The organism is Klebsiella sp. 141251 (assembly GCF_050600725.1).
GTDB lineage: Bacteria > Pseudomonadota > Gammaproteobacteria > Enterobacterales > Enterobacteriaceae > Klebsiella > Klebsiella aerogenes.
Window position 1 is genome coordinate 535,080 of the sequence record NZ_JAQIRG010000001.1, and the last position, 26,969, is coordinate 562,048.

Annotated in this window: 25 protein-coding genes, 7 tRNA genes and 4 pseudogenes; 22 read left to right on the top strand and 14 right to left on the bottom strand. The window is 50.5% G+C overall.

The window, feature by feature from the left end; genetic code table 11:
* The first annotated feature begins 103 nt into the window (after positions 1–103).
* The 10 genes from tolB (at position 104) to PGR09_RS02580 (ending at position 3,814) form a co-directional block, all read left to right on the top strand.
* Positions 104–1,396, top strand: a complete 1,293-nt coding sequence (gene tolB / locus PGR09_RS02535) for a Tol-Pal system beta propeller repeat protein TolB (RefSeq protein ID WP_015367659.1) — start codon at positions 104–106, stop codon at positions 1,394–1,396.
* A 34-nt stretch (positions 1,397–1,430) separates the two neighbouring features.
* A complete protein-coding gene (pal, locus tag PGR09_RS02540) occupies positions 1,431–1,955 on the top strand; it encodes a peptidoglycan-associated lipoprotein Pal (protein ID WP_002895068.1) in 525 nt (174 codons plus the stop codon).
* Positions 1,956–1,964: 9 nt separating this feature from the next.
* Positions 1,965–2,768: a cell division protein CpoB gene (gene cpoB / locus PGR09_RS02545; protein ID WP_063414732.1), complete on the top strand. Its 804-nt coding sequence runs from the start codon at positions 1,965–1,967 to the stop codon at positions 2,766–2,768.
* 161 nt (positions 2,769–2,929) lie between these two features.
* A tRNA-Lys gene (locus PGR09_RS02550) sits at positions 2,930–3,005 on the top strand.
* Positions 3,006–3,032: 27 nt separating this feature from the next.
* Positions 3,033–3,108: transfer RNA gene (locus PGR09_RS02555), tRNA-Val, on the top strand.
* 2 nt (positions 3,109–3,110) lie between these two features.
* Positions 3,111–3,186: transfer RNA gene (locus tag PGR09_RS02560), tRNA-Lys, on the top strand.
* 142 nt (positions 3,187–3,328) lie between these two features.
* Positions 3,329–3,404: transfer RNA gene (locus PGR09_RS02565), tRNA-Val, on the top strand.
* A 3-nt stretch (positions 3,405–3,407) separates the two neighbouring features.
* A tRNA-Lys gene (locus PGR09_RS02570) sits at positions 3,408–3,483 on the top strand.
* 47 nt (positions 3,484–3,530) lie between these two features.
* Positions 3,531–3,606, top strand: a tRNA-Lys gene (locus tag PGR09_RS02575).
* A 132-nt stretch (positions 3,607–3,738) separates the two neighbouring features.
* A tRNA-Lys gene (locus PGR09_RS02580) sits at positions 3,739–3,814 on the top strand.
* 183 nt (positions 3,815–3,997) lie between these two features.
* Here the strand turns inward: PGR09_RS02580 and PGR09_RS02585 are convergent.
* Positions 3,998–4,136 (bottom strand): annotated as a pseudogene (locus tag PGR09_RS02585) (hypothetical protein).
* 48 nt (positions 4,137–4,184) lie between these two features.
* Between PGR09_RS02585 and nadA the strand changes: the two are divergent.
* Together nadA and pnuC are read left to right on the top strand one after the other, a co-directional pair.
* Entirely contained in the window at positions 4,185–5,228 is a 1,044-nt protein-coding gene (gene nadA, locus PGR09_RS02590) for a quinolinate synthase NadA (RefSeq protein ID WP_047049507.1), read from the top strand.
* A 35-nt stretch (positions 5,229–5,263) separates the two neighbouring features.
* Complete coding sequence (pnuC, locus tag PGR09_RS02595; RefSeq protein WP_015367656.1) at positions 5,264–5,983, top strand: nicotinamide riboside transporter PnuC; 720 nt, start codon at positions 5,264–5,266, stop codon at positions 5,981–5,983.
* On the opposite strand, the gene zitB is transcribed toward pnuC, so the two are convergent.
* Both zitB and PGR09_RS02605 read right to left on the bottom strand, forming a co-directional pair.
* Positions 5,980–6,918: a CDF family zinc transporter ZitB gene (gene zitB / locus PGR09_RS02600; protein ID WP_047078419.1), complete on the bottom strand. Its 939-nt coding sequence runs from the start codon at positions 6,916–6,918 to the stop codon at positions 5,980–5,982. The two genes, pnuC and zitB, sit on opposite strands and share 4 nt — an antisense overlap.
* A gap of 115 nt (positions 6,919–7,033) precedes the next feature.
* Positions 7,034–7,405: a YbgS-like family protein gene (locus PGR09_RS02605; protein WP_047049202.1), complete on the bottom strand. Its 372-nt coding sequence runs from the start codon at positions 7,403–7,405 to the stop codon at positions 7,034–7,036.
* A gap of 315 nt (positions 7,406–7,720) precedes the next feature.
* Between PGR09_RS02605 and aroG the strand changes: the two genes are divergently transcribed.
* A complete protein-coding gene (gene aroG, locus PGR09_RS02610) occupies positions 7,721–8,773 on the top strand; it encodes a 3-deoxy-7-phosphoheptulonate synthase AroG (RefSeq protein WP_289577183.1) in 1,053 nt (350 codons plus the stop codon).
* Positions 8,774–8,883: 110 nt separating this feature from the next.
* On the opposite strand, the gene gpmA is transcribed toward aroG, so the two are convergent.
* From gpmA to modE, 7 genes are all read right to left on the bottom strand, one after another.
* A complete protein-coding gene (gpmA, locus tag PGR09_RS02615) occupies positions 8,884–9,636 on the bottom strand; it encodes a 2,3-diphosphoglycerate-dependent phosphoglycerate mutase (RefSeq protein ID WP_015367652.1) in 753 nt (250 codons plus the stop codon).
* Between the two features lie 234 nt (positions 9,637–9,870).
* Positions 9,871–10,914 (bottom strand): galactose-1-epimerase, encoded by a 1,044-nt coding sequence (galM, locus tag PGR09_RS02620; RefSeq protein WP_430915770.1) that lies wholly within the window; start codon positions 10,912–10,914, stop codon positions 9,871–9,873.
* Positions 10,908–12,056, bottom strand: coding sequence for a galactokinase (gene galK / locus PGR09_RS02625; RefSeq protein ID WP_045395085.1), 1,149 nt, complete (start codon positions 12,054–12,056; stop codon positions 10,908–10,910). Before galK ends, galM begins: the two co-directional genes overlap by 7 nt.
* Positions 12,053–13,105, bottom strand: a complete 1,053-nt coding sequence (gene galT / locus PGR09_RS02630) for a galactose-1-phosphate uridylyltransferase (protein ID WP_047049199.1) — start codon at positions 13,103–13,105, stop codon at positions 12,053–12,055. The genes galK and galT overlap by 4 nt, the downstream gene beginning before the upstream one ends.
* Before the next feature lie 31 nt (positions 13,106–13,136).
* The gene (galE, locus tag PGR09_RS02635) at positions 13,137–14,153 is read right to left on the bottom strand and encodes a UDP-glucose 4-epimerase GalE (protein WP_045364697.1); all 1,017 of its coding nucleotides are present in this window, start codon (positions 14,151–14,153) and stop codon (positions 13,137–13,139) included.
* A 206-nt stretch (positions 14,154–14,359) separates the two neighbouring features.
* Positions 14,360–15,835 (bottom strand): molybdate ABC transporter ATP-binding protein ModF, encoded by a 1,476-nt coding sequence (gene modF, locus PGR09_RS02640; protein WP_045395083.1) that lies wholly within the window; start codon positions 15,833–15,835, stop codon positions 14,360–14,362.
* Positions 15,836–15,902: 67 nt separating this feature from the next.
* Positions 15,903–16,691, bottom strand: coding sequence for a molybdenum-dependent transcriptional regulator (gene modE / locus PGR09_RS02645; RefSeq protein ID WP_430915771.1), 789 nt, complete (start codon positions 16,689–16,691; stop codon positions 15,903–15,905).
* A gap of 150 nt (positions 16,692–16,841) precedes the next feature.
* Between modE and PGR09_RS02650 the strand changes: the two genes are divergently transcribed.
* From PGR09_RS02650 to modC, 4 genes are all read left to right on the top strand, one after another.
* The gene (locus PGR09_RS02650) at positions 16,842–16,991 is read left to right on the top strand and encodes an AcrZ family multidrug efflux pump-associated protein (RefSeq protein ID WP_045395091.1); all 150 of its coding nucleotides are present in this window, start codon (positions 16,842–16,844) and stop codon (positions 16,989–16,991) included.
* Positions 16,992–17,119: 128 nt separating this feature from the next.
* Entirely contained in the window at positions 17,120–17,896 is a 777-nt protein-coding gene (gene modA, locus PGR09_RS02655; protein ID WP_316422461.1) for a molybdate ABC transporter substrate-binding protein, read from the top strand.
* Positions 17,893–18,582 (top strand): molybdate ABC transporter permease subunit, encoded by a 690-nt coding sequence (modB, locus tag PGR09_RS02660; protein ID WP_015367643.1) that lies wholly within the window; start codon positions 17,893–17,895, stop codon positions 18,580–18,582. The genes modA and modB overlap by 4 nt, the downstream gene beginning before the upstream one ends.
* A 2-nt stretch (positions 18,583–18,584) precedes the next feature.
* Complete coding sequence (gene modC / locus PGR09_RS02665; protein WP_045395080.1) at positions 18,585–19,643, top strand: molybdenum ABC transporter ATP-binding protein ModC; 1,059 nt, start codon at positions 18,585–18,587, stop codon at positions 19,641–19,643.
* On the opposite strand, the pseudogene PGR09_RS02670 reads toward modC, so the two are convergent.
* Positions 19,644–20,258 (bottom strand): annotated as a pseudogene (locus PGR09_RS02670) (pyridoxal phosphatase); the annotation flags it as partial.
* A gap of 139 nt (positions 20,259–20,397) precedes the next feature.
* On the opposite strand from PGR09_RS02670, the pseudogene PGR09_RS02675 reads away from it, so the two are divergent.
* From PGR09_RS02675 to PGR09_RS02695, 5 genes and pseudogenes are all read left to right on the top strand, one after another.
* Positions 20,398–20,775, top strand: a pseudogene (locus PGR09_RS02675) (recombinase family protein); the annotation flags it as partial.
* A 201-nt stretch (positions 20,776–20,976) separates the two neighbouring features.
* Positions 20,977–22,176, top strand: coding sequence for a recombinase family protein (locus PGR09_RS02680; protein ID WP_315712734.1), 1,200 nt, complete (start codon positions 20,977–20,979; stop codon positions 22,174–22,176).
* Positions 22,173–22,547 (top strand): hypothetical protein, encoded by a 375-nt coding sequence (locus tag PGR09_RS02685; RefSeq protein ID WP_315709683.1) that lies wholly within the window; start codon positions 22,173–22,175, stop codon positions 22,545–22,547. Before PGR09_RS02680 ends, PGR09_RS02685 begins: the two co-directional genes overlap by 4 nt.
* 439 nt (positions 22,548–22,986) lie before the next feature.
* Positions 22,987–23,421 (top strand): HNH endonuclease signature motif containing protein, encoded by a 435-nt coding sequence (locus PGR09_RS02690; RefSeq protein ID WP_315709684.1) that lies wholly within the window; start codon positions 22,987–22,989, stop codon positions 23,419–23,421.
* A gap of 73 nt (positions 23,422–23,494) precedes the next feature.
* Positions 23,495–24,040 (top strand): hypothetical protein, encoded by a 546-nt coding sequence (locus PGR09_RS02695; protein ID WP_315709685.1) that lies wholly within the window; start codon positions 23,495–23,497, stop codon positions 24,038–24,040.
* Positions 24,041–24,711: 671 nt separating this feature from the next.
* Here the strand turns inward: PGR09_RS02695 and PGR09_RS02700 are convergent.
* The 3 genes and pseudogenes from PGR09_RS02700 to PGR09_RS02710 all read right to left on the bottom strand — a co-directional run bounded on the left by PGR09_RS02700 (position 24,712) and on the right by PGR09_RS02710 (position 26,806).
* Complete coding sequence (locus PGR09_RS02700; RefSeq protein WP_315709686.1) at positions 24,712–25,416, bottom strand: hypothetical protein; 705 nt, start codon at positions 25,414–25,416, stop codon at positions 24,712–24,714.
* A pseudogene (gene hha, locus PGR09_RS02705) lies at positions 25,413–25,614 on the bottom strand (hemolysin expression modulator Hha). The gene PGR09_RS02700 and the pseudogene hha overlap by 4 nt, the downstream one beginning before the upstream one ends.
* A gap of 274 nt (positions 25,615–25,888) precedes the next feature.
* On the bottom strand, positions 25,889–26,806 hold the full coding sequence (locus tag PGR09_RS02710; RefSeq protein WP_430915772.1) for a hypothetical protein: 918 nt from the start codon (positions 26,804–26,806) through the stop codon (positions 25,889–25,891).
* Positions 26,807–26,969: the final 163 nt, after the last annotated feature.

Sequence of the window (26,969 nt, forward strand, 5' to 3'; positions counted from 1 at the left end):
AACAATCTATGGTAGTCACAGGGTTTTGGTAGTTTTGTGTATTTGGGTTTGTTAACATTCTGCTAAATTATCGTGGGCTTTCCGCCCGGATAAGGGAGATATGATGAAGCAGGCATTACGAGTAGCATTTGGTTTTTTGATGCTGTGGGCGGCGGTGCTGCACGCAGAAGTACGCATCGAGATCACCCAAGGGGTGGACTCGGCGCGCCCCATCGGTGTGGTGCCATTCCAGTGGGCTGGCCCGGGCGCTGCGCCTGAAGATATTGGCGGCGTGGTAGCGGCTGACCTGCGCAATAGCGGTAAGTTTAATCCGCTGGATCGCTCGCGCCTGCCTCAGCAGCCGGGTAGCGCTCAGGAAGTGCAGCCTGCGGCATGGTCCGCGCTTGGCGTTGACGCCGTGGTCGTAGGCCAGGTGACGCCAAACCCTGACGGTTCTTACCAGGTTGCCTATCAGCTGGTGGATACCGGCGGTGCGCCGGGTACCATCCTGTCGCAAGGCTCTTTCAAAGTGACCAAGCAGTACCTGCGTTATGCCGGACATACTGCCAGCGACGCGGTATTCGAAAAGCTGACCGGGATTAAAGGCGCTTTCCGTACCCGTATCGCTTACGTGGTTCGCACCAACGGCGGCCAGTTCCCGTATGAGCTGCGCGTTTCTGACTACGATGGCTACAACCAGTTCCTGGTTCACCGTTCATCGCAGCCGCTGATGTCGCCGGCATGGTCTCCGGACGGTTCTAAACTGGCCTATGTGACCTTCGAAAGCGGCCGTTCTGCGCTGGTAGTCCAGACGCTGGCGAATGGCGCAGTCCGTCAGATTGCTTCCTTCCCGCAGCACAACGGCGCGCCGGCCTTCTCGCCGGATGGCAGCAAACTGGCATTCGCACTGTCGAAAACCGGTAGCCTGAACCTGTACGTGATGGACCTCGGCTCCGGCCAGATTCGTCAGGTGACTAACGGTCGCAGCAATAACACCGAACCGAGCTGGTTCCCGGATAGCCAGAACCTGGCATTTACTTCCGACCAGGCTGGCCGTCCTCAGGTGTATAAAGTCAACATCAACGGCGGTACGCCGCAGCGTATTACCTGGGAAGGTTCGCAGAACCAGGATGCTGACGTCAGCGCTGATGGTAAAATTATGGTAATGGTAAGCTCGGCCAACGGTCAGCAACACATTGCTAAGCAAGATCTGGAAGCGGGTGGTGTGCAGGTTCTGTCATCAACGTTTTTAGATGAAACGCCAAGTCTGGCACCTAACGGCACTATGGTAATCTACAGCTCTTCTCAGGGGATGGGATCCGTGCTGAATCTGGTTTCTACAGATGGGCGTTTCAAAGCGCGTCTTCCGGCAACTGATGGACAGGTAAAATTCCCTGCCTGGTCGCCGTATCTGTGATAATAAATAATTGATTATTAAAGGAATCAAAGAAATGCAACTGAACAAAGTGCTGAAAGGGCTGATGATCGCTCTGCCGGTTATGGCAATCGCGGCGTGTTCTTCCAACAAGAACGCCAGCAACGACCAGAGCGGTGAAGGCATGCTGGGTGCCGGCACTGGTATGGACGCTAACGGTAACGGCGGCAACATGTCTTCCGAAGAGCAAGCGCGTCTGCAGATGCAGCAGCTGCAGCAGAACAACATCGTTTACTTCGATCTGGACAAGTACGATATCCGTTCTGACTTCGCTGCAATGCTGGATGCGCACGCTAACTTCCTGCGTAGCAACCCGTCCTACAAAGTGACCGTAGAAGGTCACGCGGATGAGCGCGGTACTCCGGAATACAACATCGCTCTGGGTGAGCGTCGTGCTAACGCCGTTAAGATGTATCTGCAGGGCAAAGGTGTTTCTGCTGACCAGATTTCCATCGTTTCTTACGGTAAAGAAAAACCTGCAGTACTGGGTCATGACGAAGCGGCATATGCCAAAAACCGTCGCGCCGTACTGGTTTACTAAGAGAATTGCATGAGCAGTAACTTCAGACATCATTTATTGAGTCTGTCGTTACTGGTTGGCATAGCGGCCCCCTGGGCCGCTTTTGCTCAGGCGCCAATCAGTAGTGTCGGCTCAGGCTCGGTCGAAGACCGCGTCACTCAACTTGAGCGTATTTCCAATGCTCACAGCCAGCTTTTAACCCAACTCCAGCAACAGCTCTCCGATAACCAAAGCGATATTGATTCCCTGCGCGGTCAGATTCAGGAAAATCAGTATCAGCTCAATCAGATTGTCGAACGCCAGAAGCAGATTCTGCAACAGATCGACGGGCTGACGAGCGGTGGCGGAGCAGCGGCAGCAGGCGCGCAGGCGCAGGCTCAGTCATCTTCCGGCGATCAGAGTTCGGCTACCGCCAGTACAGCGCCGGTGGCCTCTTCTGGGGCGCCAGCGATGACCGGGGATGCCAACACCGATTACAACGCGGCTATTGCGCTGGTAAAAGATTCGTCCCGCCAGGATGACGCGATGGTGGCGTTTCAGAACTTCGTCAAGAAGTACCCGGATTCAACTTATCAACCGAACGCCAACTACTGGCTCGGACAGTTGAACTACAATAAGGGGAAAAAAGACGATGCGGCATACTATTTTGCCTCGGTGGTGAAAAACTATCCGAAATCCCCGAAAGCGCCGGATGCGATGTTTAAAGTCGGCGTCATCATGCAGGACAAAGGCGACACCGCGAAAGCGAAAGCGGTTTACCAGCAGGTGGTCAGCAAATTCCCTGGCACCGATGGTGCGAAACAAGCGCAAAAACGTCTTAACGCCCTGGGTTGATTATGGCATGACCAGAAATCGCGTTATTTCTGGTCTTGTCGCGCGAATCCCAAGCAGTTAAGTGATCTTTATCGAAATTTTAGTTGCGCTGAAATCTGAAATCAGTAATATATGCCGCCGTTGCCAAGGGATATCGAACAAGCCCAAAGCGACGCCAGAGTGGGTCGTTAGCTCAGTTGGTAGAGCAGTTGACTTTTAATCAATTGGTCGCAGGTTCGAATCCTGCACGACCCACCACTTAGTAGAAGTATCCAGCGCAGTATCGGGTGATTAGCTCAGCTGGGAGAGCACCTCCCTTACAAGGAGGGGGTCGGCGGTTCGATCCCGTCATCACCCACCACCGGGTCGTTAGCTCAGTTGGTAGAGCAGTTGACTTTTAATCAATTGGTCGCAGGTTCGAATCCTGCACGACCCACCATCTTTAGCATCGAACTTCGGTGTTAAACGTGAAGGATAACGTTGTTTCAGCAACGGCCCGTAGGGCGAGCGAAGCGAGTCATCCTGCACGACCCACCAATCGTTCTGGTGGAAGCAGTATCGGTAGTATCCAGCGCAGTTTCGGGTGATTAGCTCAGCTGGGAGAGCACCTCCCTTACAAGGAGGGGGTCGGCGGTTCGATCCCGTCATCACCCACCACTCGGGTCGTTAGCTCAGTTGGTAGAGCAGTTGACTTTTAATCAATTGGTCGCAGGTTCGAATCCTGCACGACCCACCATCTAAAATGATGGTGCCGAGTACAAAATCTTTCAGGTAACACCCTTAGGGTCGTTAGCTCAGTTGGTAGAGCAGTTGACTTTTAATCAATTGGTCGCAGGTTCGAATCCTGCACGACCCACCAATCTTTAACGGTGGTTTCTGGTAGAACGTGAAGGATAACGTTGCGATAGCAACGGCCCGTAGGGCGAGGCAAAGCCGAGTCATCCTGCACGACCCACCATCCTGAATGATTACAGCAGTAAAGTCCCGCAAGGGGTCGTTAGCTCAGTTGGTAGAGCAGTTGACTTTTAATCAATTGGTCGCAGGTTCGAATCCTGCACGACCCACCATTCAACATTGAACTTTGATGTTGAACGTGAAGGATAACGTTGCGTCAGCAACGGCCCGTAGGGCGAGGCGAAGCCGAGTCATCCTGCACGACCCACCAATGTAAAAAGGCGCCCTAAAGGCGCCTTTTTGCTATGCGTCATTCTCTACAATCGACTCCATGTTCGCACTACGCTTGCCGTGGCTCAATAAGGCACGAACCGGTAGCCCGGGAAGATGCGCAGCATCGTCCCCGGGGAATACAAAATTCATCACGACATTTCGCTTGCGATCGGCTATCTTGTTTAGCATATAAAACACAGAAACCGTATTAAGGCGATACATAGCGATATTTACGGTTTCAAAGTTAAGCCAGTAAAACGAGATTGCATGATGAGCGTAATGTTTGATCCTGAAACGGCGATTTATCCTTTCCCGCCAAAACCACAACCGTTGAACCGTGACGAAAAAGCGTTTTACCGCGAGAAAATTAAACGCCTGCTGCGTGAACGCGACGCCGTGATGGTGGCGCATTACTACACCGATCCTGAAATTCAGCAACTGGCCGAAGAGACCGGCGGCTGTATTGCCGACTCGCTGGAAATGGCGCGTTTTGGCGCGCGTCACCCGGCCTCCACGCTGCTGGTTGCCGGAGTGCGTTTTATGGGCGAAACGGCCAAAATTCTTAGTCCGGAAAAGACCATCCTTATGCCGACGCTGAATGCGGAGTGCTCGCTGGATCTCGGCTGTCCCATTGATGACTTTAATGCGTTTTGCGATGCTCACCCGGATCGCACCGTGGTGGTCTATGCCAATACGTCAGCGGCGGTAAAAGCGCGCGCCGACTGGGTGGTGACCTCCAGCATCGCGGTGGAGTTGATTGAACATCTCGATAGCCTCGGACAAAAGATACTTTGGGCGCCGGACCGCCATCTTGGTCGCTATGTACAGCGCCAGACCGGGGCCGACGTGTTGTGCTGGCAGGGCGCCTGCATCGTCCATGATGAATTCAAAACCCAGGCGCTGGCGCGCATGAAGGGGCTCTACCCCGATGCGGCGATCCTGGTGCATCCGGAATCACCGCAGGCGATTGTCGACATGGCGGATGCGGTAGGATCAACCAGCCAATTAATTGCCGCGGCGAAAAGCCTGCCGCAGCGCCAGCTTATCGTGGCCACCGATCGCGGGATCTTCTATAAAATGCAGCAGGCGGTACCGGAAAAAGAGCTGCTGGAAGCGCCTACGGCAGGTGAGGGCGCAACCTGTCGCAGCTGCGCCCATTGTCCGTGGATGGCGATGAACGGCCTGAAAGCGATAGCGCAAGGGTTAGAGCAGGGCGGCATTGAACACGAAATTCACGTCGACGCCAAACTGCGTGCCGGGGCATTAATTCCGCTTAACCGTATGCTGGAATTTGCGGCTACACTACGGGGATAACTCATTACCGCGTCGCGTTACGCTTAGGGGATAAAATGGATTTTTTCAGTACGCAGAATATTTTAGTGCATATACCGATCGGCGCCGGCGGCTACGATCTGTCGTGGATTGAGGCGGTGGGGACCATCGCCGGCCTGCTGTGCATCTGGCTGGCGAGCCTGGAAAAAATCAGCAACTATGCCTTCGGCCTGGTGAACGTAACGCTTTTTGCGATCATCTTCTTCCAGATCCAGCTGTACGCCAGCCTGCTGCTGCAGCTGTTTTTCTTCGCGGCGAACGTTTACGGCTGGTACGCGTGGTCAAGGCAGACCAGCGATAACGAAGCGGAACTGAAAATTCGCTGGCTGCCGCTGCCAAAAGCGCTGGCCTGGCTGGCAGGCTGCGTAGTGGCTATCGGCCTGATGACGGTGTTTATTAACCCGGTATTTGCCTTCCTGACCCGCATCGCCGTCAACCTGATGCAAATGCTCGGGCTACAGGTGGCGATGCCGACGCTGGAACCCGATGCTTTCCCATTCTGGGATTCCTGCATGATGGTGCTGTCGATTGCCGCGATGGTATTGATGACGCGTAAATACGTGGAGAACTGGCTGCTGTGGGTGATCATCAACGTCATCAGCGTGGTGATTTTCGCTCTGCAGGGCGTGTACGCGATGTCGCTGGAGTATTTGCTGCTCACGTTCATTGCCCTGAACGGCAGCCGGATGTGGATTAACAGCGCGCGTGAGCGAGGTTCTCACGCGCTTTCACGTTAATGGTGATGATGATGCTCATGTCCGGAATGCGCCAGATTCAGGTGGCATTCCGGGCCGCTGCAGGGGCGATACTCCATCTGTACCGTCACATGCTCAATTTCATATTTATGCTCAATAAAATGCTGGATGCTATCAAGTAGCGCATCATGATCGTGTGGCGGCACGACCTGTACATGTAGCGTCATCACCGGTTTTTCCCCTACCAGCCAGACGTGAACGTGATGAACGTCGCGGACTTCAGGTATCGAGCGGCGTAGATCGCGGCCTAATGCTTCGACATCCAGCGAGCGCGGCGCCCCTTCCAGCAGCTCATTCATACTCTCCTGCAGCAGCCGCCAGGCGCTACGCAGCACTAAACACGACACCAGCACCGAGAGGATCGGGTCAATCGGCGTCCAGCCGGTCATCAGAATCACGATAGCGGCCACGATGGCGCCGACGGAACCCAACAAATCGCCCAGTACATGTAGCGCCGCCGCGCGAACGTTAAGATTACTTTCGGCGCTGCCGCGATGCAGGATCCAGAAGGCGAGAATATTGGCCAACAGTCCGGCGACGGCGATAACCATCATGGTTTTTCCCGCGACCGGCTGCGGATGGTTAAAACGCTGTACCGCTTCCCAGAAGATGAAAATGGTAATGACTACCAGGGCGATGGCGTTGACGAAGGCGGCGAGAGTGGTTAAACGCAGCCAGCCAAAGGTGTGGCGGCTATTTGGCGGCCGGCTGGAGAAGCGTACCGCCAGCAGAGCGAACAGGAGGGCGGCGGAGTCGGTGAGCATATGTCCGGCATCGGCCAGCAGGGCCAGCGAACCGGAAATGACGCCGCCGATGGCCTCAATAATCATAAAACCGGCGGTTACGATAAAAGCCCAAAGCAGCCGGTTGGCGTTACTGTTTTCGCCAGCAGGGGTCGGTGAATGTGCATGCGCCATGATGTCATCCTTTAATAGTTATCATTATTACACTATGACATCTTACCGAAATTCAGCGAACAAAGGGATCGAGGTGAACGTTGGTCACCTCGATCCCTTTTCTTACCCGTTTCAATTACTGCGTAGTGCCATCCGTTTTGCTGGCATCGTGGTTCATACCATTGCCGCTTTCCATTTTTTTATCCGTATCCGGACAGCGTCCATCTTTGCACATGCTGTTTTTATGGACCTCGTCGCTCGACATTCCGTCATGATTCATCGTCGAACCATCAGGGTGAAGCATGGTGCCACCGGAGTTAATTTTGTCGTTATCGACATTATTAGGCGCCACGTTTTCACGGGCATCGGGCGCAACCTGTCCGGCATCAGCGGCGGAATTGGCCTGGCCGTTGTTCGATTGCGCGCCGCTATCGGCGGCCAGTGCGGCGCCGCTGGCTAAGCTTAAGGTGGCGGTGATAAGTAGGGCTGTGAGTTTATTCATATTCATCGGATACTCCTGCTTAGTCGATTTGTTGGCTAAACGCGGCCAACAGAGATGTGCCAGGGATCTGCGGTGCTATGGTTTAACACTCCGCCTTAGCGTGAGGATTTAAAATATAATACTGAAAATAAACATTTAATTGGATGTTGCAGTTAAAAATTGTAGTTGGCTGGCGGGATTTCGCTACTTTATGGCGTATTTTTCCCTAATTCCAGGATTATTCCATCGTCAGTGTAAAATCACGTTTACACTTTTTGACCGAAGAGATAGATTGGAAGGATTGCATTTCATTGTATAAGTATGGCAACGCCTGGAAAGAAGATGAATTATCAGAACGACGATTTACGCATTAAAGAGATCAACGAATTATTACCTCCCGTTGCGCTCCTGGAAAAATTCCCCGCTACCGAAAATGCTGCCAATACCGTTGCACATGCTCGCAAAGCGATCCACAACATCCTCAAAGGCAACGACGATCGTCTGCTGGTGGTAATTGGTCCGTGCTCTATTCACGACCCTGCCGCGGCGAAAGAGTACGCCAGCCGCCTGCTGACGCTGCGTGAAGCGCTCAAAGGCGAGTTGGAAATCGTTATGCGCGTCTATTTTGAAAAACCGCGCACCACCGTCGGTTGGAAGGGGCTAATTAACGATCCGCATATGGATAACAGCTTCCGCATCAACGACGGGCTGCGTATCGCGCGTAAGCTGCTGCTGGAAATCAACGACATCGGTTTGCCTGCGGCGGGCGAGTTCCTTGATATGATCACCCCGCAATATGTGGCGGACCTGATGAGCTGGGGCGCAATCGGCGCGCGTACCACTGAATCCCAGGTGCACCGTGAACTCTCTTCCGGCCTCTCGTGCCCGGTTGGCTTCAAAAATGGCACCGATGGCACCATCAAGGTCGCTATCGATGCGATCAACGCAGCTGGCGCGCCGCACTGTTTCTTATCGGTAACGAAGTGGGGCCATTCCGCTATTGTGAACACCAGCGGCAACAGCGATTGCCATATCATTCTGCGCGGCGGTAAAGAGCCGAACTATAGCGCTCAGCACGTTGCCGAAGTTAAAGTGGGTCTGGCAAAAGCCGGTCTGCCGGCGCAAATCATGATCGACTTCAGCCACGCTAACTCCAGCAAGCAGTTTAAAAAGCAGATGGAAGTCGGCGCCGACGTGTGCCAGCAGATTGCCGGCGGTGAAAACGCGATTATGGGTGTGATGATTGAAAGCCACCTGGTGGAAGGCAATCAGAGCCTGGAAAGCGGCGAACCGCTGACCTACGGCAAGAGCGTGACCGACGCCTGCATCGGCTGGGAAGATACCGAGACCATCCTGCGCCAGCTGGCGGATGCGGTTAAAGCGCGCCGCGGCTAGCCTGTGCTTTGCCATCGCTGGCTGCCTTCGCGTTGCGCCAGCGATAGCTAAAAACAAAAAAGCGTGGAAAATTCCACGCTTTTTTGTTGCCGAAATAATTCAGTTGCGTATTACTTCGCTTTACCCTGGTTGGCGACGGCCGCGGCCTTCGCAGCGATTTCGTCAGCATTGCCCAGGTAGTAGTGTTTGATCGGCTTGAAGTTTTCATCGAACTCATACACCAGCGGTACGCCGGTCGGGATGTTCAGTTCGAGGATTTCGTCTTCGCCCATGTTGTCGAGGTATTTCACCAGCGCACGCAGGGAGTTACCGTGAGCGGCGATAATGACGCGCTCGCCGCTTTTCAGGCGCGGCAGAATGGTTTCGTTCCAGTAAGGTACGACGCGGTCGATGGTCAGCGCCAGGCTCTCGGTGGTCGGCAGTTCCGCATCGGTCAGCTTCGCGTAACGCGGATCGTGGCCCGGATAACGTTCGTCATCTTTGGTCAGTTCCGGCGGGGTGACGGCAAAGCCGCGACGCCACTGTTTAACCTGCTCGTCGCCATACTTCTCGGCGGTTTCGGCTTTGTTCAGGCCCTGCAGCGCGCCGTAATGACGTTCGTTCAGTTTCCAGGATTTCTCAACCGGCAGCCAGGCCTGATCCAGTTCGTCCAGCACGTTCCACAGGGTGTGGATGGCACGTTTCAGCACGGAGGTATAAGCAAAATCAAAGCTGAAGCCTTCTTCCTTCAGCAGTTTACCCGCCGCTTTCGCTTCGCTAACGCCTTTTTCAGACAGGTCAACGTCGTACCAACCGGTGAAACGGTTTTCGTTGTTCCATTGGCTCTCGCCGTGACGGACTAGTACCAGCTTAGTTACAGCCATTCTCTTACTCCTCCTACACGCAACCCGACTACTGTGGTGTATGTGTTTATTGATTGATAACTATTCTCATTATATTGCCGTGATTTACCTCACGGCAATGCTTATCCCTAACCATAGCGAAAATAGTGACGCAGTGTAAGATGCTTGTAAAACACAGGTTAGCTTTTTGTCTTTCAACGGTGCAAATTACAGCAAAAAGGCGAAAAAAAACCCTCCGCAGGGAGGGCTATGGCGTTATCTGGCGATCAACTGATATTCCGTCAGGCTAACGTACTCGGCGCCGGGCCGTAATACGCAATCTGGCTGCGGCCAGTGCGGATGATTGGGGGAGTCCGGCAGGAACTCGCTCTCCAGCGCCAGCCCTTGCCAGTCGCCGTAAGGTTGACTGCCGCGCGATGGCGTGCCGCCGAGATAGTTACCGGAATAAAACTGCAGCGCCGGGGCCGAGGTATACACCGTCAGCTGTAGCTTTTCATCCTGCGACCAGACATGCGCCGCCGGCTGGCGGGCGTCGCCTTTGGCCTGCAGCAGAAAGGCGTGATCGTAACCTTTCACTTTTTGCTGGTCAGCATCGGCAAGAAACTCTCCGGCAAGCACCTTCGGCGCGCGGAAATCAAAACTGGTGTACTCCACGTCGCGCAAATCGCCATACGGAATACCGTCGCTCTCTACCGGCAGATACTGATCGGCGAAGATCTGCAGGCGGTGGTGGCGCACATCGCCCTGCACGCCGTCGAGATTAAAATAGACATGGTTAGTCATATTGACCGGGCAGGGCTTATCAACTGTGGCGCGGTACTCAATGGCGATACGATTATCGTCAGTCAGGCGATAGCGCGCGGTTGCCTGCAGATGGCCCGGGAAGCCCTGATCGCCATCGGCGGAGTCGAGCGCAAATAGCGCCTGGCTGTCGTCGTGGCTGACAATTTGCCAGCGGCGCTTGTCGAAGCCGTCCGGCCCGCCGTGGAGCTGGTGGCCGGCCTCGTTCGACGGGGTTAAATTCACGATTTCGCCATCGAGCGTGAAGCGGCTGTTGGCGATACGGTTAGCGTAGCGGCCGACGGACGCGCCCAGAAATGCCGCCTGCTGGCGATATTGCTGCGGCGTGGCGCAGCCAAGTAACGCTTCGCGCAGGCTGCCATCGGCAAGGGGCACTTGCGCGGAGAGTAGCGTCGCGCCCCAGTCCATCACCGTTACGGTCATCCCGGCGTTATTACGCAGCGTTATCACGTTCCACGGCTGTCCGTCGGGCGCGAGTTCGCGGGTTGGCGTTAGCATTGGCCGGCTCCCTGGGATGGTTTGCAGACGTAAAAAGTCTCTTTAATGCCGGTTTTCGCTTCATACTGAGCGGCTACCGCCTGCTGTACTTTTTCAACCAATGCTTCCGGCATCAGGGCAACGATACAGCCGCCAAAGCCGCCGCCGGTCATCCGCACGCCGCCCTTGTCGCCGATAACCTCTTTGACAATCTCAACCAGCGTATCAATTTGCGGTACGGTGATTTCAAAATCATCGCGCATGGAAGCGTGAGACTCCGCCATCAGTTCGCCCATGCGCTGCAGGTCGCCGTTTGCCAGCGCCTTCGCCGCTTCAACGGTACGAGCGTTTTCGGTTAATACATGACGCACGCGTTTCGCCACAATCGGATCCAGCTCGTGGGCCACGGCATTAAACTGCGCAAGCTCAACGTCACGTAGAGCGGGCTGCTGGAAGAAACGCGCGCCGGTTTCACACTGTTCGCGGCGGGTGTTGTATTCGCTGCCCACCAGCGTGCGTTTAAAGTTGCTGTTGATAATCACCACCGCGACGCCTTTCGGCATCGACACCGCTTTGGTGCCAAGGGTACGGCAGTCGATCAGCAGCGCATGATCTTTTTTACCCAGCGCCGAAATAAGCTGGTCCATAATGCCGCAATTACAGCCGACGAACTGGTTTTCCGCTTCCTGGCCGTTAAGGGCGATTTGCGCGCCGTCGAGCGGCAGATGATACAGCTGCTGGAACACGGTGCCGACGGCGACTTCCAGCGACGCCGAGGAGCTTAACCCCGCGCCCTGCGGTACGTTGCCGCTGATGACCAGATCGGCGCCGCCGAAGTGGCTATTGCGCTTTTGCAGATGTTTGACCACGCCGCGGACGTAGTTTGACCACTGTTGGGTGTCGTGGCTAACGATGGGCGCATCGAGGGAAAACTCGTCGCGCTGGTTGTCATAATCGGCGGCAATGACCCGCACGATACGGTCGGAACGCGGCGCGCAGCTGACTACGGTTTGATAGTCAATGGCGCACGGCAGCACGAAACCATCGTTGTAATCGGTATGTTCGCCAATCAGGTTGACGCGGCCCGGCGCCTGAATGACGTGACTGGCAGGGTAGCCAAACTGTTCAGCAAACAGCGCCTGGGTGTTCTCTTTCAGACTCATTGTTCAACTCCTGATTCACGAAAATGGATATCGCTAACGGCACGTAACTTTTCGGCGGCTTGTTCCGCCGTGAGATCGCGCTGGGTTTCGGCTAGCATTTCGTAACCGACCATAAATTTGCGCACCGTGGCGGAGCGCAACAGCGGCGGGTAAAAGTGAGCGTGCAGCTGCCAGTGTTGATTATCTTCGTTATTAAACGGCGCGCCGTGCCAGCCCATGGAGTAGGGGAAGGAGGTCTGGAACAGGTTGTCGTAACGGCTGGTCAGCTTTTTCAGCGCCAGCGCCAGGTCGTGGCGCTGGGCTGCGGTTAAATCGGTCAGGCGCTGAATATGCGCTTTTGGCAGCAGCAGCGTCTCAAAGGGCCAGGCTGCCCAATAGGGGACCACGGCCAGCCAGTGTTCGGTTTCTACAACGGTACGGCTGCCGTCGGCCAGTTCGCGTTGCACATAATCCACCAGCATCGGTGAACCCTGCTCAGCGAAATATTTTTTTTGCAGACGGTCTTCACGTTCCGCTTCATTAGGCAGGAAGCTGTTGGCCCAAACCTGGCCGTGAGGGTGCGGGTTGGAGCAGCCCATCGCCGCCCCTTTATTTTCGAAGACCTGGACCCAGGGGTAACTTTTCCCAAGGTCCGCGGTCTGCTCTTGCCACGTTTTAACCACGCCTTCCAGTGCTTCAATGCTCAGTTCCGGCAGCGTTTTGCTGTGGTCTGGCGAGAAGCAGATAACCCGACTGGTGCCGCGCGCGCTTTGGCAGCGCATCAGCGGATCGTCGCTCTCCGGGGCGTCCGGCGTATCGGTCATCAATGCCGCAAAATCGTTGGTAAACACGTAAGTGCCGGTGTAATTCGGGTTAGTGTCGCCGGTGACGCGGGTATTACCCGGGCACAAGAAACAATCCGCATCGTGCGCGGGCAACGTTTGTTTTGCCGGCGTCTCCTGCGCCCCTTGCCAGGGGCGCTTGGCACGATGCGGTGAAACCAGAATCCACTGCCCGGTTAACGGGTTATAACGACGGTGCGGATGGTCGACGGGGTTAAATTGCGTCATGGTATTTCCTTAGAGCCTTTCCTTTAGGCGATTAGTCCGGATAACCCTGCGGATGACGGGACTGCCAGTGCCAGGTGTCCTGCGCCATTTCGTCAAGGTTGCGCGTCACGCGCCAGTTCAGCTCGCGGTCGGCTTTGGCGGCATCAGCCCAGTAGGCTGGGAGATCGCCATCGCGGCGCGGCGCGAAGTGATAATTAATCGGTTTACCGCAGGCTTTGCTGAAGGCGTTGACCACGTCCAGCACGCTGCTGCCGACGCCTGCGCCAAGGTTGTAGATATGCACGCCGGCTTTATTCGCCAGTTTTTCCATGGCGGCGACGTGGCCGTCGGCGAGGTCCATCACGTGGATGTAGTCGCGCACGCCGGTGCCGTCTTCGGTCGGGTAGTCGTTACCGAAAATCGCCAGTGATTCGCGACGGCCGACGGCAACCTGCGCGATATACGGCATCAGGTTGTTCGGGATACCCTGCGGATCTTCGCCCATATCGCCTGATGGATGCGCGCCGACCGGGTTGAAGTAGCGCAGCAGCGCGATGCTCCAGTCCGGTTGGGCTTTCTGCAGGTCGGCGAGGATCTGCTCAACCATCAGTTTGCTTTTACCGTAGGGGCTTTGCGGGGTACCGGTCGGGAAACTTTCAACATAAGGGATCTTTGGCTGGTCGCCGTAGACGGTCGCGGAGGAGCTAAAAATAAAGTTTTTAACGCCGGCTGCGCGCATAGCGGAAACTAATTTCAGTGTACCGGTGACGTTATTGTCGTAATATTCCAGCGGCTTGGCGACGGACTCGCCGACGGCTTTCAGGCCGGCAAAATGGATCACCGCTTCAATGGCGTGATCGTGCAGAATTTCCGTCATCAGCGCTTCATTACGAATATCGCCTTCGACAAAGGTGGCTTTCTTGCCGCCGAGACGTTCAATGACCGGCAATACGCTGCGTTTACTGTTGCAGAGATTGTCGAGAATAATCACATCATGTCCCTGCAGCAGCAGCTGTACGCAAGTATGACTTCCAATGTAACCGCTACCACCTGTGACCAGTACTTTCATGATTCGCTCCAATAGGCTTATCGTGTGAGAAGAAGATAGCATACCAAAGAAGGCAAAAGTGTGACACAGGCTAAAATAGTGGAATCGTTTACACTTGGTGCAACATTAAGACTGATTTTATATAATCTTTTATAAAACAGTTAGTTGTTGTGATTCTTGGTTATTTCTCTGAAAAAATACAGGGATCCGCAGACCCCTGTATAGCGCTATTCTGCCAGTGTGCCGAGGTGGTAAGTGTAACCGTCTCCACTACGAATAAACTCCAGACGGTGGGTAATGCAGTCAGGGGCATCTTCGGCATGATGCGATACAAACAGCAGCTGCGTGGCCCCTTCGCCAATCAAAACATCAACGAAACGACGTACCAGTTGACGATTCAGCGGATCTAAACCCTGTAAAGGTTCATCGAGTATCAGTAAGGTCGGGTGTTTAACCAGCGCGCGAACGATCAGCGCCAGCCGCTGCTGTCCCCACGACAAACTATGGAACGGGGCGTCGGCGGTGCGTTTATCAATGCCCAGAATATCCAGCCAGCGCTGGACCAGCTTGTGCTGTTTATCAGAGACCGCCTGATAAATGCCGATCGAATCAAAATAGCCGGAAAGGATCACGTTACGCACGTTAGTGCTGACGCGGTATTCCAGATGCAGGCTGCTACTGACATAGCCAATATGTTTTTTGATATCCCAGATGGTCTCGCCGCTGCCGCGGCGGCGGCCAAACAGCGTCAGGTCGTTGCTGTAACCCTGCGGATGGTCGCCGGTGATCAGGCTCAGCAATGTGGATTTGCCCGCGCCGTTGGGACCGACAATTTGCCAGTGTTCGCCGGGATTCACCGTCCAGCTTAGCTGATTAATGATCGCTTTATCGTTATACGATACCGTGCCGTCGTTAAGAATGATAAGCGGAGCGTTCTCCGCTAAATCGTGTCGCGCGGCGGGAGCATCCGGTTCCGGGAGCGTCATGCCAGTAAGCTTCTCGCTGTGCGCCAGTTGGGCAATCAGCGCCTGTTGCAGTAAGGCCTGTTTCTCGCCGATTTCGCTCAGCGTGCAATCCGCCAGCACGCCGGCATATTCAATAAACTCCGGGATCTCATCAAAGCGGTTGAGAACCAGTACCAGGGTGATGCCATCCTGATGCAGGCTGGCCAGCAGGTCGGCCAACTGTTGGCGAGAAGCGACATCCAGGCCATCAAACGGTTCGTCGAGGATCAGCAGGTCGGGATCGCTCATCAGCGCCTGACAGAGGAGCGTTTTGCGGGTTTCGCCCGTCGACAGATATTTAAAGCGCCGCGTCAGCAGGTGGCTAATACCAAACTGCTCCGCCAGCCGGGCACAGCGTTCCGGGTCGCGTTTTTCATCTTCGATGATTTCTGCGGTAGTGCGTCCGGTGTCTTCTTCGCCGGGGCTAAGCATATCGGTGTTGTTGCGTTGCCACTCGTCGCTGACCAGTTTCTGCAGCTGTTCGAAGGAGAGGCGAGTCGTACGCTGAAATGTGCTTTCGCGCTGCCCGTTGAGTAGAGTCAGTTCGCCGGCCAGCGCTCTGGCCAGCGCCGATTTACCGCTACCGTTACTGCCGACGAAAGCCCAGCTTTCGCCAGCACGTAGCGTGAGGCGATCGATATGTAAGGTTTTTATATCGCTAAGGCGAAACGTGCCTTGCGAAATTTGCAATGATGACATTGTGTATCCCACTTTTTGCAGCGTTGTACTTCAGGGATACGTCTTCACGGCAATAAAGTCAATGCCATTAGCATAAGGTGGCCAGAATGATGCGATCGGCATTGAAGTAAGCGATCGCCTGCGCGCCCTCCTGCAAACCGTCAATTTGCGCCGTTGACAGCGTGGCGCACAGGTTTTGCCCATCCGGCAACGCCATGATGACTTCACACCGATCCGGGCCGCGTTCAATGTGGCTAATGCGCCCGGTAAGCTGGTTGTCCGCCTGCTGCGCCACGGCGTGATCCAGCGTGATGCCGACCCACGGCGCTTTCAGCAACACCAGCACTTCCTGGCCTTCATCGAGCCCGAGACGGTCGGCGCTTTGTGCGGTAATGGCGACTTTAAAACGGGTTTGGCCGTCCGCCAGCAGCACGTCGACATGTTGCTGTACCTGCTGGTGGTCGCGACCGGTGATGGTGCCGAACCACTGGTTGCGGGCGCTGGTTTGTAACGAGAAGCGGGAAATCGCCGCCAGCAAACTGTCGAGGGGCAGGGCGTCATCGTCGCTTAGTACGTCGAAGGCTTTTTGTTGAATCTGCGCCAACAGATCGTACAACTGAATCAACCGCTGGCCATAGCGGGTCAGCACCGCGCCGCCGCCGCCTTTACCGCCGGTGGCGCGGTCGACCAGCGACTGCTCGCTGAGCTGGTTCATTTCGTTGATCGCATCCCATGCGCTTTTATAGCTGATACCGGCGTTCTTCGCCCCCTGGCTAATTGAGCCAGTCCGATCGATCTGCTTGAGTAGGGCGATCCGGCGAGGATCGGCGAACAGGCGCTGCTGAAGTTTAAGCGTAAGAAGGATTTCGGCCTGCATAATCAATTCCTGACGTAAAAAGCGTATTGTGAACGATAGCGCCTATCTTGCAACAGCCATCTGCCGCGGCGGCGAGGCACCGCACAAATGGGGCGTGTTTTTCCGGCCAAAATGGTTACAATGAAATATTCGTACTATCTGGAGCCAACCATGTTAGAGCTGTTGAAAAGTCTGGTATTTGCTGTCGTCATGGTACCTGTGGTGATGGCGGTCATCCTCGGTCTGATTTACGGTCTCGGTGAAGTGTTCAACCTTTTCTCCGGCGCCGGTCATAAAGACAGCAGCCAGCAAAACCACTGATTTCCCCAACGCCCGGCCCGCCGGGCGTTTTCTTTTGTCCTCATCCTGATTACCCTTAATTGGCGCTGTGAAATTCTCACCATAGTCGTTATATTATTTATTACATAACGAATAAGCAGGAGTTTCCAATGGCAGGTCAATGGTCGCGTTTTCTCACCGGGGCGGTATTAACGCTCTGCGTTTCTGGTCATGCGCTGGCGCAGGACGGCAAAATAACCGTTTTTGCCGCGGCGTCGTTAACTAACGCTATGCAGGATATCGCCCAGGCGTATAAAAAAGAGCGTCATGTCGAGGTGGTTTCTTCCTTTGCCTCTTCCTCTACGCTGGCGCGCCAGATTGAAGCCGGCGCGCCTGCCGATCTATTTATTTCTGCGGATCAGAAATGGATGGACTATGCCGTAGACAAAAAATCAATCGATACGGCTTCCCGCACCACGCTGCTGGGCAATAGCCTGGTGGTGGTGGCGCCGAAAGCCAGCGATCGCGGCGATATCGCCATTAATGATAAAACCGACTGGGTCAGCCTGCTGCAAGGCGGGCGTCTGGCGGTCGGCGATCCGGATCACGTGCCGGCGGGGATTTACGCGAAAGAAGCGCTGCAGAAACTGGGTGCCTGGGAGACGTTGTCGCCGAAGCTCGCGCCGGCAGAAGATGTGCGCGGAGCGCTGGCGCTGGTGGAGCGCAACGAAGCGCCGCTGGGCATCGTCTACGGCTCTGATGCCGTCGCCAGCAAGGGGGTTAAAGTGGTGGGCACCTTCCCGGAGGATTCGCACAAAAAAGTCGAGTATCCGCTGGCTATCGTTGATGGGCATAAAAATGCTACCGTAACCGCGTTTTACGACTACCTCAAAGGCCCGGAAGCCTCGGCTATCTTTAAACGTTACGGATTCACCACACAGCAATGATTTTAAGCGATCCCGAATGGCAGGCGGTACTGCTGAGCCTGAAAGTTTCATCCCTGGCGGTGGTTTGCAGCTTACCTTTTGGGATCTTTTTCGCCTGGCTGCTGGTGCGCCGCCATTTTCCCGGCAAAGCGTTACTCGATAGTATTATACATCTACCGCTGGTGCTGCCGCCGGTGGTGGTCGGCTATCTGCTACTGATTTCCATGGGGCGACGCGGCTTTATCGGTAGTTGGTTATACGACTGGTTTGGTCTGACTTTCGCCTTCAGCTGGCGGGGGGCGGTACTGGCGGCGGCGGTGATGTCATTCCCGCTGATGGTGCGGGCGATTCGCCTCGCCCTTGAAGGGGTGGACGTAAAGCTTGAACAGGCGGCGCGCACCCTCGGGGCTAATCGCTGGCGGGTATTTTTCACCATCACGCTGCCGTTGACTCTGCCGGGCATTATTGTCGGTACGGTGCTGGCCTTCGCCCGTTCGCTGGGGGAGTTTGGCGCGACGATCACCTTTGTCTCAAACATTCCTGGCGAAACGCGCACGATTCCTTCCGCGATGTATACCCTGATTCAAACGCCAGGCAGCGAAGGCGCCGCCGCGCGGTTGTGCATCATCTCTATTGTCCTGGCGCTGGTATCGCTGCTGGTCTCCGAATGGCTGGCGCGCCTTAGCCGTAAGCGGATGGGAAAATAACTATGCTGGAGCTCGATTTTAGCCAGACGCTGGGCAACCACTGTCTTGAAGTACATGAAACCTTGCCCGCCAGCGGCATTACCGCAATTTTCGGCGTCTCGGGCGCGGGCAAAACCTCGCTGATTAATGCGATCGGCGGGCTGACGCAGCCGCAGCAGGGGCGCATTGTGCTCAATGGTCGGGTACTCAATGACGCGCGACAGCGCATCTGCCTGGCGCCGGAGAAGCGGCGCATCGGCTATGTGTTTCAGGACGCGCGGCTGTTTCCTCACTATAAAGTGCGCGGCAACCTGAAATATGGGATGGCCAAAAGCATGGCCGCGCAATTTGATAAGCTGGTGGCGTTGTTGGGCATTGAGCACCTGCTTGAACGACTGCCCGGTAGTTTGTCTGGCGGGGAAAAACAGCGGGTGGCGATTGGCCGCGCCCTGTTGACCGCGCCGGAATTGCTGCTGCTGGATGAGCCGCTGGCCTCGCTGGATATTCCGCGCAAGCGCGAATTACTCCCCTATTTACAGAGACTGGCGCGCGAGATCCATATCCCGATGCTATATGTCAGCCACTCGCTCGATGAAATTCAGCACCTGGCCGATAACGTGCTGGTGCTGGAGGCGGGGAAAGTGAAGGCGTTTGGCGATCTCGAAACGGTCTGGAGCAGCAGCGTGATGCATCCTTGGCTGCCGCAGGAGCAGCAGAGCACAATTCTTAACGTCTCGGTGATCGCGCAGCATCCGCAATATGCGATGACCGCGCTGGCGCTGGGCGATCAGCAACTATGGGTTAATCAACTGGCGCGGGAGCCGGGCGAAGCGGCGCGTATTCGTATTCAGGCGTCGGATGTGTCGCTGGTGCTGGAGCATCCGCGACAGACCAGTATCCGGAATATTCTGCGCGCACAGGTTGTTGGCTGCGTGGAAACCAACGGTCAGATTGAGGTACAGCTTACGGTCAGCGGCAAAACGCTATGGGCGCGAATTAGCCCGTGGGCGCGGGATGACCTGGGTGTCAGCCCAGGCCAGTGGCTGTATGCGCAAATTAAGAGCGTGTCGATCGCGGCCTGATTACAGCAAGTTACGATTGATAAAGTCGGCGATGCTGGTGGTTTCGTTTTCGCCGATCACCACCTTGGCCCGCGCTTTTACTTCCTCAACCGCGTTACCCATCGCCACGCCGGTCCCGGCGGCTTCCAGCATGCTGAGGTCGTTGTAGTTATCGCCAAAAGCGATAACGTCCTGCATGGATAATCCTTGCGCGGCGACCCACTGCGCCAGGCGTTTGCCTTTACTATTGCCGGCGCGGGCGATATCAACCTGATCGTGCCACGACCATTCGCATTCCAGGCCCAGTTTCTGGCCGACGGTCTGCGCGAAGGCCTGCAGTTTCGGGATATTTTCGTCGGTAAGGGCGAATTTCCATACCGCTTGTACTTCACGCGCCGCCTGCGCCAGAGAATCCACCTGGGTGAAAACCGGGCGTTGTTCAACCGGCAACGACTGCGCCCAGTTAGTGGTGCGGATCACGTGGCCGGTCGGACGTTCATAAAGCATGGCGTTATCGACGTACATCAGACCGTGAATATCGTGTTCGGCGAGCATGTTGGTCAGGCTGAGGGCTTTATCCACCGGCATCGGATCGGACTCGAGAACCTTTTTTGCATGATAATCATACAAAGGAGTTGACCATTTTCCAAAATAACAATATGGTCCGACCAGAGAAATATACAGCTTTATCCGGGAGTTAGCCACGATGATCAAGACATTCATTTACAGCCGTGTATCTAGTTAGGAACAGTTATCCGGCGGTGGTCTCGACCGCCAAGAGCAGGACATCAAAAACTACATACAGAATAATGGACTGGATAAACACGAAATCGTAGAAATGGTGGACCGTGGAATTAGTGCTTACGATGGGACCAACTTGCGTTCGGGGGAGATAAGTAGATGGTACCAGGAAGCCATTACGGGTATCTATTGGGGATCACATCTCGTAGTGGAGGCAATAGACCGTATCAGCCGCAAGAAAACGAATGAGGCAATGGAAGATATCCTACGTCTCATGAATAAGGGTGGTATTCAGATTCATCTAGTACGAATGAATATGATCGTGAATAACAATCCAATCATCCTATCCGTATACTCCCAATTGGCTAATGAAGAATCACAACAAAAGAGCGAACGAATTGCCAAGGGATGGAAACGCCGTCGGGATATTGCATTGGCAACTGGTACTGTAATCACCGAAAGAACACCATATTGGATCGATATTGAGAATAATCAATATAAGGCCAATAAACATACCGTTACGGTACTGAAAGCATTTAATCATTATAAGTCTGGTTTATCATGTGGATTGATTGCCAAGAAATTAAATGAAGATGGTGAATACTTCCCGTACATGTGGACAAAATTATCAGTACAGAAGGTTGTAGATGGATTGGGTGCGGCGGGGGTAATTGATTCGGCAAGTGCAATTAAGATCATTATTGGACTTCGTAAGGGCGGAATGTCATGTGAGGATATCGCCAAACATATGAATGCAAATCATCACTATCTTAAGGAATGGAATACTGCATCCGTACATAAACTACTCCAGAATAGAAGTGTTACAGGATTGGTAGAGATTCAGAAGAATAAGATGGTAGATGATATTGATTCATATGGACGTCCATTCAAGCGAGAAAAGGAAGATCACGAACGTATCTATGAAATGGTATACGAGCAGATCATTACTATCGAAGATTATGAGATCATCCAGAAGTTACTAAGTTCGAATCGTAAGGTGAAAGATTCGGTAGGCAATTCACATACCACTACAAATGACGATGGTGAATATGTAAAAAATTCCATTTTCTCGACTATATGTCGATGTGGTAAATGTGGCGGGGCAATGTATAACAATATCGTGAATGCTCGTAGAAGTAATGGAAAGATTGATACATATAACTACCTGCGATGTATTAATGAAAAGGATGGTATTTGCGATACCAAGTCAATGAACTATTCGGTACTGGAAAAGGGGATAATCCAACATATTAAGGGATTGAACTTCGATACACTTGTAAAGAGTGATAACAATAGTGAATTGGAACTACTAAGATTGCAGGAAGTCGAGCTATTACGCGATGTAGCATTTTATGATGAAAAGATTAAGACGGCAAAGGCGGCAGGTAAGAAGGTGAATCCGACCTACCGCGAAGGTATTGCAGAGGCAGAGGAAGCATTAGATGAAGTACAAGCCAAGATTGGTGCACTACGTGATATTCATATCAACGTAGAAGAGCTTGTAAGCGTCAATGAGAGCATCTTTGACACATCCGAATACGAACTACGTAATGCCATCGAGAGCGAGCTACAGAAGCTTATAGAGCGTTTGGAGTTCCATCATATAGATAAAAATAAGTACAGTGTCGATATACACTATCGTGGTGGTAATACTACATTCCATCGTTTGGGGATCTCCAAGAAGGAGGGCGTATACTTTGTCCTCGAAGTTGGCAAGGATGGAAGTGCATACACCTCACATGGTGATGTGATTACGGAAGAAGATAAAAAACCAACTAACATCAATACATTTAAAAGCACAGGTATCCTATGAAAAAATTACTAATACTTACCCTATTGTTATGTGGTTGTGCAGGACAACCTATTGTGGTTGGTACTCATGTATTCAACAAACCCGAACCAGTTAAGGTACAACAGAAGCCAGTACCGGAGTATATGAAACCTCCTGTAATTGATTATGGGAAGTGTTCTAAGGCAACCGGGAGTGTATACCCCAATGGAGAGAATGCACCAGTATGTGCCGTCACAGGACAGGATATCCGCGATAATGCCGAATGGAAGCAATGCGGTAGATTGTCCCATCTCATTACTACATATGTGATGAATGGTCAGGAAGTACCGAAAGAACTATTACCGAAGGTTGAATACTGTAAGAAATTGCAGAAACGATTATTCAATGAATAAATCAATGCCGGGATATATCCGGCTTTTTTATGTCTGAATAAAATAATTTTGAACAAAACGAAATAAATTTCCTATAGTGTAGATAACAGCGGCATTATGACGTGTTTTTTTATATTGGTACTAAATACTTATGTAATTATAAATTAATGGAGATACTTGAAATGAGTAGAGGTAAACCAACTAAGACAGAACGTATTAACATGGTAGTATCACCACATGTATTACAATGGTTAAAGGACAATGGGGGAATTAGTAAGGTAATTGATAAACTAATTCAGGAGGCGATGAAAAGATGATTATGTTTTTATGTGGATTACTAATAGGGGCAATAATATTCAATATTAAATTTTAGTAGTAAAAAGGCTTAATACGCAGCCGTAATCACATAGCGTATACGAATCAAATGGAATGATTCGTTGTTTACATGGAGTAGTAAATTATGAACATTGGTCTAAAACACACAACAAAGGATGGTGTAGTAACAATTCATACTTTCAGTTATAAAGATAATGGAAGTTATTTTTCCACTGGAAATTTTGAAATTTATAAAAATGGTGGACTTGTTCGTAATATCAGTACTGGAACTGATAGAGTTTTAACACCAAACAATAAAAACTATGATGGTACTGGTAATGGATATAAACAATTATGTCTAACAATTGATGGTAAACTATTCAATTATCCAATCCATAAATGGTTAATGGTCATGGATTATAAAGGCCAAATTCCCGAAGGTTTTGAAGTGGATCATGAGGATGGTAATATTCATAATAATGATATTTCAAATCTACGAATTGTAACACGCGAATATAACCGTAATAAAGGCTATAAAAAATTAGTAGATAGTGCAATGAGTAAGTTTTTCATCAAATAAAAAATGCCAGTACTGCGGATAATTCAGTACTGGCAACATGGAGTAAAAAATATAACAAACTACGGAGGTATTTATGGCTAGACCAAAAGCAACACGTGATAATTCGAATGTCGTTACATTTCTAAATGGTAAGTCCTATTCAAGATTGTCCAACAAGTACAAAGCGATTATTCTAAGCAGTACCGATAAATCTAATTTCGGTAATACTAAGGGAATAAAAGTAAGATACGTATTAGATGCATTAAGAAAGGTATCAGTACTGACAAATGAAAATGTTGGTAAATGCATTAATGAATTCATTACAGAAACATATCTTTCAAAGGTAATTAATAAATTTAGTAATGAAGATATCAAATACATTCGTAATAGTATGCTTGATTCGGATGGTTTCGTTAACATCCAATGGTTGAAATGGTTTAGTACCGAATTTGAAGGATTGAAATTATTAGGTAGGGCTAGTATTGAAAATTATGGAAAAGCATGTAGAGAGGCAAGTATGAACATTGAGAAATTGATTAAGGTTCCGGTACTGGATGATTCAGTTAAACAGTACCTGGATAATCTATTGGCAAATGGGGTTGAACCAAAGCTAATAATGGATTATTTAAAGCGTAAGTGATGATTAAGGTGGTAGGAAAACCACTACGGTAGAATGCGGGTTACAGTGGTTTTCCTACCTATTAAAGATATAATATGTGTTGTAATAAATGGTTTAAACTGCCCGCAGGGGCTACTGTCCATATCTCATTTCTTGAAGGTCTGCCTTACGTCAGCCCTTTAAAAATTAAGATAAGATCGTTTTTATTTGGCTTTTCGCCGTCGCCTCCGGCAACTGCGACAAATACAATAAAATGGTTTTTCATTGACTTCTAGAGATCTGATACTTTCTTGTTTTTGTTTTCTAGTACCTGATTTAGAGAAATACTTGTTTGGGGATCTTATTCTGGAGTGAAGAAGGTCAAGAGATGGAAAGGCTAAAGCCATTACTTCAGTACTGATATACTTCTTCTTAAAAGCGATAGCAATACTGATTGGCGAAGCCGTTATATTAAAGTGTTACGCAGTCGCCACCTGTGCCATATGGCTCTTACTATTATATGACAGACATAAATCATGTTCCATACTTTGAAATGATTATTAACAATGAACTAAATGATGATGGTTGGTACTACGGAAACTTATATAATAGTCCTGATGGTCAGGTTAGCACCGATTTAAGATGTAAGAAAGACTAACCATCATTTGTGATTTTGTCCCTTGCACAATATCTAGTGCAAGGGACAAAAAGAATTATTTAAATGTGAATATATTCTCAATGTTATCATCAAGCAACAAATAGGTCGAATGAAGATTGTCTTTTAACTCATTCAATTTCACGCTTTGGTCATTGTTAAGATGTTTTAATTCATTTAATAAAATTGATGCTGCAATAACATCAGTATCTTTTTTGTAGTAAGCTAAGTGTTCAACAGCGGCATTGCAATATTCACTTACTTTCATTTTAAGTGTTCCCCTGTATTCTTCTTTCATTGTATAACCAAAGCGTTTAGTACTATTAAGTAAAGTGAGAAAATTCATTGATTGTTTACGTAGATCTCTCAATCTATTATCTAAATTATTCAATTCTACACTGGAAATATTAATGTCTTGATTGGTATTTTCTTTCGCATTATAAAGGTGTTCCACCTTGCATGTTGTTTCTTTTAATAAATCAAAATGGAACATTTCAATATCAACTTTCACATCATTAAATCTAGCCAAAAGGTTTTGAGCATGATCAATTGCTTGTGCTCTAAAGAAGTTAATAGCCTTAGCCCCGGCATAAAGAGCAGCCCCAGCCATACAGATGTTTGCACCTGCACTAATCCAATCTGTTAATGAGCCTAGTTCCATTTTCTTATCTGTGCTGTAGTAGATAGTACTGATCAAAAGCAGTACTAAAAGAGTGAGTAGTACTATAACAAGTCCGGTGATTATTCTATTAGTCCATTTCATTTAACGTACTTCCACACTAGCGGGAATCTTATCATACAATTTACCCATAGTGAGTTCTGCCAGCCGATGATCAGCGGCTGAATAGAAAGTTTCTAACTCATCATTAGAAAGTTCATACTTGTTTTTATCAATGACTTTATCGAGTGTTTCAATACAAATACAACGGCGAAGTTGCATTATCCAATCTTGTTTGGTCATACAGTCTCTGTGCTATAGGAAGGAACAAATACTGATTCTACACCAAGGTTGCGACGTTGGCGATACAGATCAGCGAGTGATAACATTCAAAATGTCCCGGCCATTGGGTTATATAATAGGTTAATTACTAAAATGATCGGGACAAAATGAGTTTTTTTAATTATTAATGACTTATCTACTACTTTATGCATTGGGCAAACCATGTGAAGGGAGAATGGAGAGGTGAAACTTTCCTCTCCAAATAAGTTACTTACCATGCATGATATTGATTAAGTTATGAGTTATGCTCTAGTTCAGTAATTTTATCTAGGAGGGTAGTATATTCATCAAAGATGGATATATCAGAACCTTTTACGCTTTCCGTCATACTTTCAAGTATATTCCTTGAGAGTTGATAAATTAAACGTAATAGGCTTTCTGATGTGACGCCTGCTGAACTATTACCTTTAGTATAGGTGATTTTTTTGTTGTTAAGAAATAAAAGGGATCCTAATTCACCTGTTTTAAAGAACTTATCTTCGCATATATAAAACTCTTCATTTTCTGATTTTATTTTATTGTAATCCTCAAGCAGTAATCTTTTAAGAGTAGAATCACCAAGCATGAAATTTTGATCGGGTTCAAATCTGAGGTAAGGGAAGTTTTTTATATTACCACTATTTGTTATAATACGAGGAGCATAACTAAAATTCATTGCGTTATGCTTAATGTAGTTATTCAAGGTAAATATAATTTCGTAGTCACCATTAATTAAGAATTTAATGGAACGATCAAATGTATCATTGCAACGTTGTGCATATACTTCTCTAAAGTCATCTCTGGATTTTAATAAAACAGAAAGTTGATAGTGTTCAAATAATTCAAACTTAGCTTTATCATAACCTTTTTTGTCTATGTTTTTTCTAAATCCATCAAATCTTGGAGCTATTGGCTCAGGAAGAACAGTTCCTATGATCGAGTAAATTACGCAGGGGAGATAATATTCTGCTAGAGATGCTGCATTGTTAATAATAGCATCAAAATAGTAATGGCATTCTGTCTCTAAATAATGAGTTTCTCGCGGCTGAGTCAATAGGATATTAAATTTTTCGCAAAAATATATTAACTTATTGAACTGATATTTTAGAGATATCTCATAAACAGTTTTGGCAGGGATTGTTCCAGTTCGAGGTTCGTATTGAGGTAAAATCATGATCATCCGTATTCGGTTAATTTAAATAAATTCATTATAACATTTTTTAGTTCAGTTCAGAGATTATTAATTTTATCACCTCTCTATTGTGGAACTTGTATTGTCCTTACTATTAGCAGCTAATAATATAGTACTATTGAGCCGGGTTGTTGTATCACGTAGC

What these genes read in the sequence shown, in the direction of transcription:
- tolB (WP_015367659.1), top strand. Translation starts at nt 104, where the DNA reads ATGAAGCAGGCATTACGAGTAGCATTTGGTTTTTTGATGCTGTGGGCG.
- pal (WP_002895068.1), top strand. Translation starts at nt 1,431, where the DNA reads ATGCAACTGAACAAAGTGCTGAAAGGGCTGATGATCGCTCTGCCGGTT.
- cpoB (WP_063414732.1), top strand. Translation starts at nt 1,965, where the DNA reads ATGAGCAGTAACTTCAGACATCATTTATTGAGTCTGTCGTTACTGGTT.
- nadA (WP_047049507.1), top strand. Translation starts at nt 4,185, where the DNA reads ATGAGCGTAATGTTTGATCCTGAAACGGCGATTTATCCTTTCCCGCCA.
- pnuC (WP_015367656.1), top strand. Translation starts at nt 5,264, where the DNA reads ATGGATTTTTTCAGTACGCAGAATATTTTAGTGCATATACCGATCGGC.
- zitB (WP_047078419.1), bottom strand. Translation starts at nt 6,918, where the DNA reads ATGGCGCATGCACATTCACCGACCCCTGCTGGCGAAAACAGTAACGCC.
- PGR09_RS02605 (WP_047049202.1), bottom strand. Translation starts at nt 7,405, where the DNA reads ATGAATATGAATAAACTCACAGCCCTACTTATCACCGCCACCTTAAGC.
- aroG (WP_289577183.1), top strand. Translation starts at nt 7,721, where the DNA reads ATGAATTATCAGAACGACGATTTACGCATTAAAGAGATCAACGAATTA.
- gpmA (WP_015367652.1), bottom strand. Translation starts at nt 9,636, where the DNA reads ATGGCTGTAACTAAGCTGGTACTAGTCCGTCACGGCGAGAGCCAATGG.
- galM (WP_430915770.1), bottom strand. Translation starts at nt 10,914, where the DNA reads ATGCTAACGCCAACCCGCGAACTCGCGCCCGACGGACAGCCGTGGAAC.
- galK (WP_045395085.1), bottom strand. Translation starts at nt 12,056, where the DNA reads ATGAGTCTGAAAGAGAACACCCAGGCGCTGTTTGCTGAACAGTTTGGC.
- galT (WP_047049199.1), bottom strand. Translation starts at nt 13,105, where the DNA reads ATGACGCAATTTAACCCCGTCGACCATCCGCACCGTCGTTATAACCCG.
- galE (WP_045364697.1), bottom strand. Translation starts at nt 14,153, where the DNA reads ATGAAAGTACTGGTCACAGGTGGTAGCGGTTACATTGGAAGTCATACT.
- modF (WP_045395083.1), bottom strand. Translation starts at nt 15,835, where the DNA reads ATGTCATCATTGCAAATTTCGCAAGGCACGTTTCGCCTTAGCGATATA.
- modE (WP_430915771.1), bottom strand. Translation starts at nt 16,691, where the DNA reads ATGCAGGCCGAAATCCTTCTTACGCTTAAACTTCAGCAGCGCCTGTTC.
- PGR09_RS02650 (WP_045395091.1), top strand. Translation starts at nt 16,842, where the DNA reads ATGTTAGAGCTGTTGAAAAGTCTGGTATTTGCTGTCGTCATGGTACCT.
- modA (WP_316422461.1), top strand. Translation starts at nt 17,120, where the DNA reads ATGGCAGGTCAATGGTCGCGTTTTCTCACCGGGGCGGTATTAACGCTC.
- modB (WP_015367643.1), top strand. Translation starts at nt 17,893, where the DNA reads ATGATTTTAAGCGATCCCGAATGGCAGGCGGTACTGCTGAGCCTGAAA.
- modC (WP_045395080.1), top strand. Translation starts at nt 18,585, where the DNA reads ATGCTGGAGCTCGATTTTAGCCAGACGCTGGGCAACCACTGTCTTGAA.
- PGR09_RS02680 (WP_315712734.1), top strand. Translation starts at nt 20,977, where the DNA reads ATGTGGACAAAATTATCAGTACAGAAGGTTGTAGATGGATTGGGTGCG.
- PGR09_RS02685 (WP_315709683.1), top strand. Translation starts at nt 22,173, where the DNA reads ATGAAAAAATTACTAATACTTACCCTATTGTTATGTGGTTGTGCAGGA.
- PGR09_RS02690 (WP_315709684.1), top strand. Translation starts at nt 22,987, where the DNA reads ATGAACATTGGTCTAAAACACACAACAAAGGATGGTGTAGTAACAATT.
- PGR09_RS02695 (WP_315709685.1), top strand. Translation starts at nt 23,495, where the DNA reads ATGGCTAGACCAAAAGCAACACGTGATAATTCGAATGTCGTTACATTT.
- PGR09_RS02700 (WP_315709686.1), bottom strand. Translation starts at nt 25,416, where the DNA reads ATGAAATGGACTAATAGAATAATCACCGGACTTGTTATAGTACTACTC.
- PGR09_RS02710 (WP_430915772.1), bottom strand. Translation starts at nt 26,806, where the DNA reads ATGATTTTACCTCAATACGAACCTCGAACTGGAACAATCCCTGCCAAA.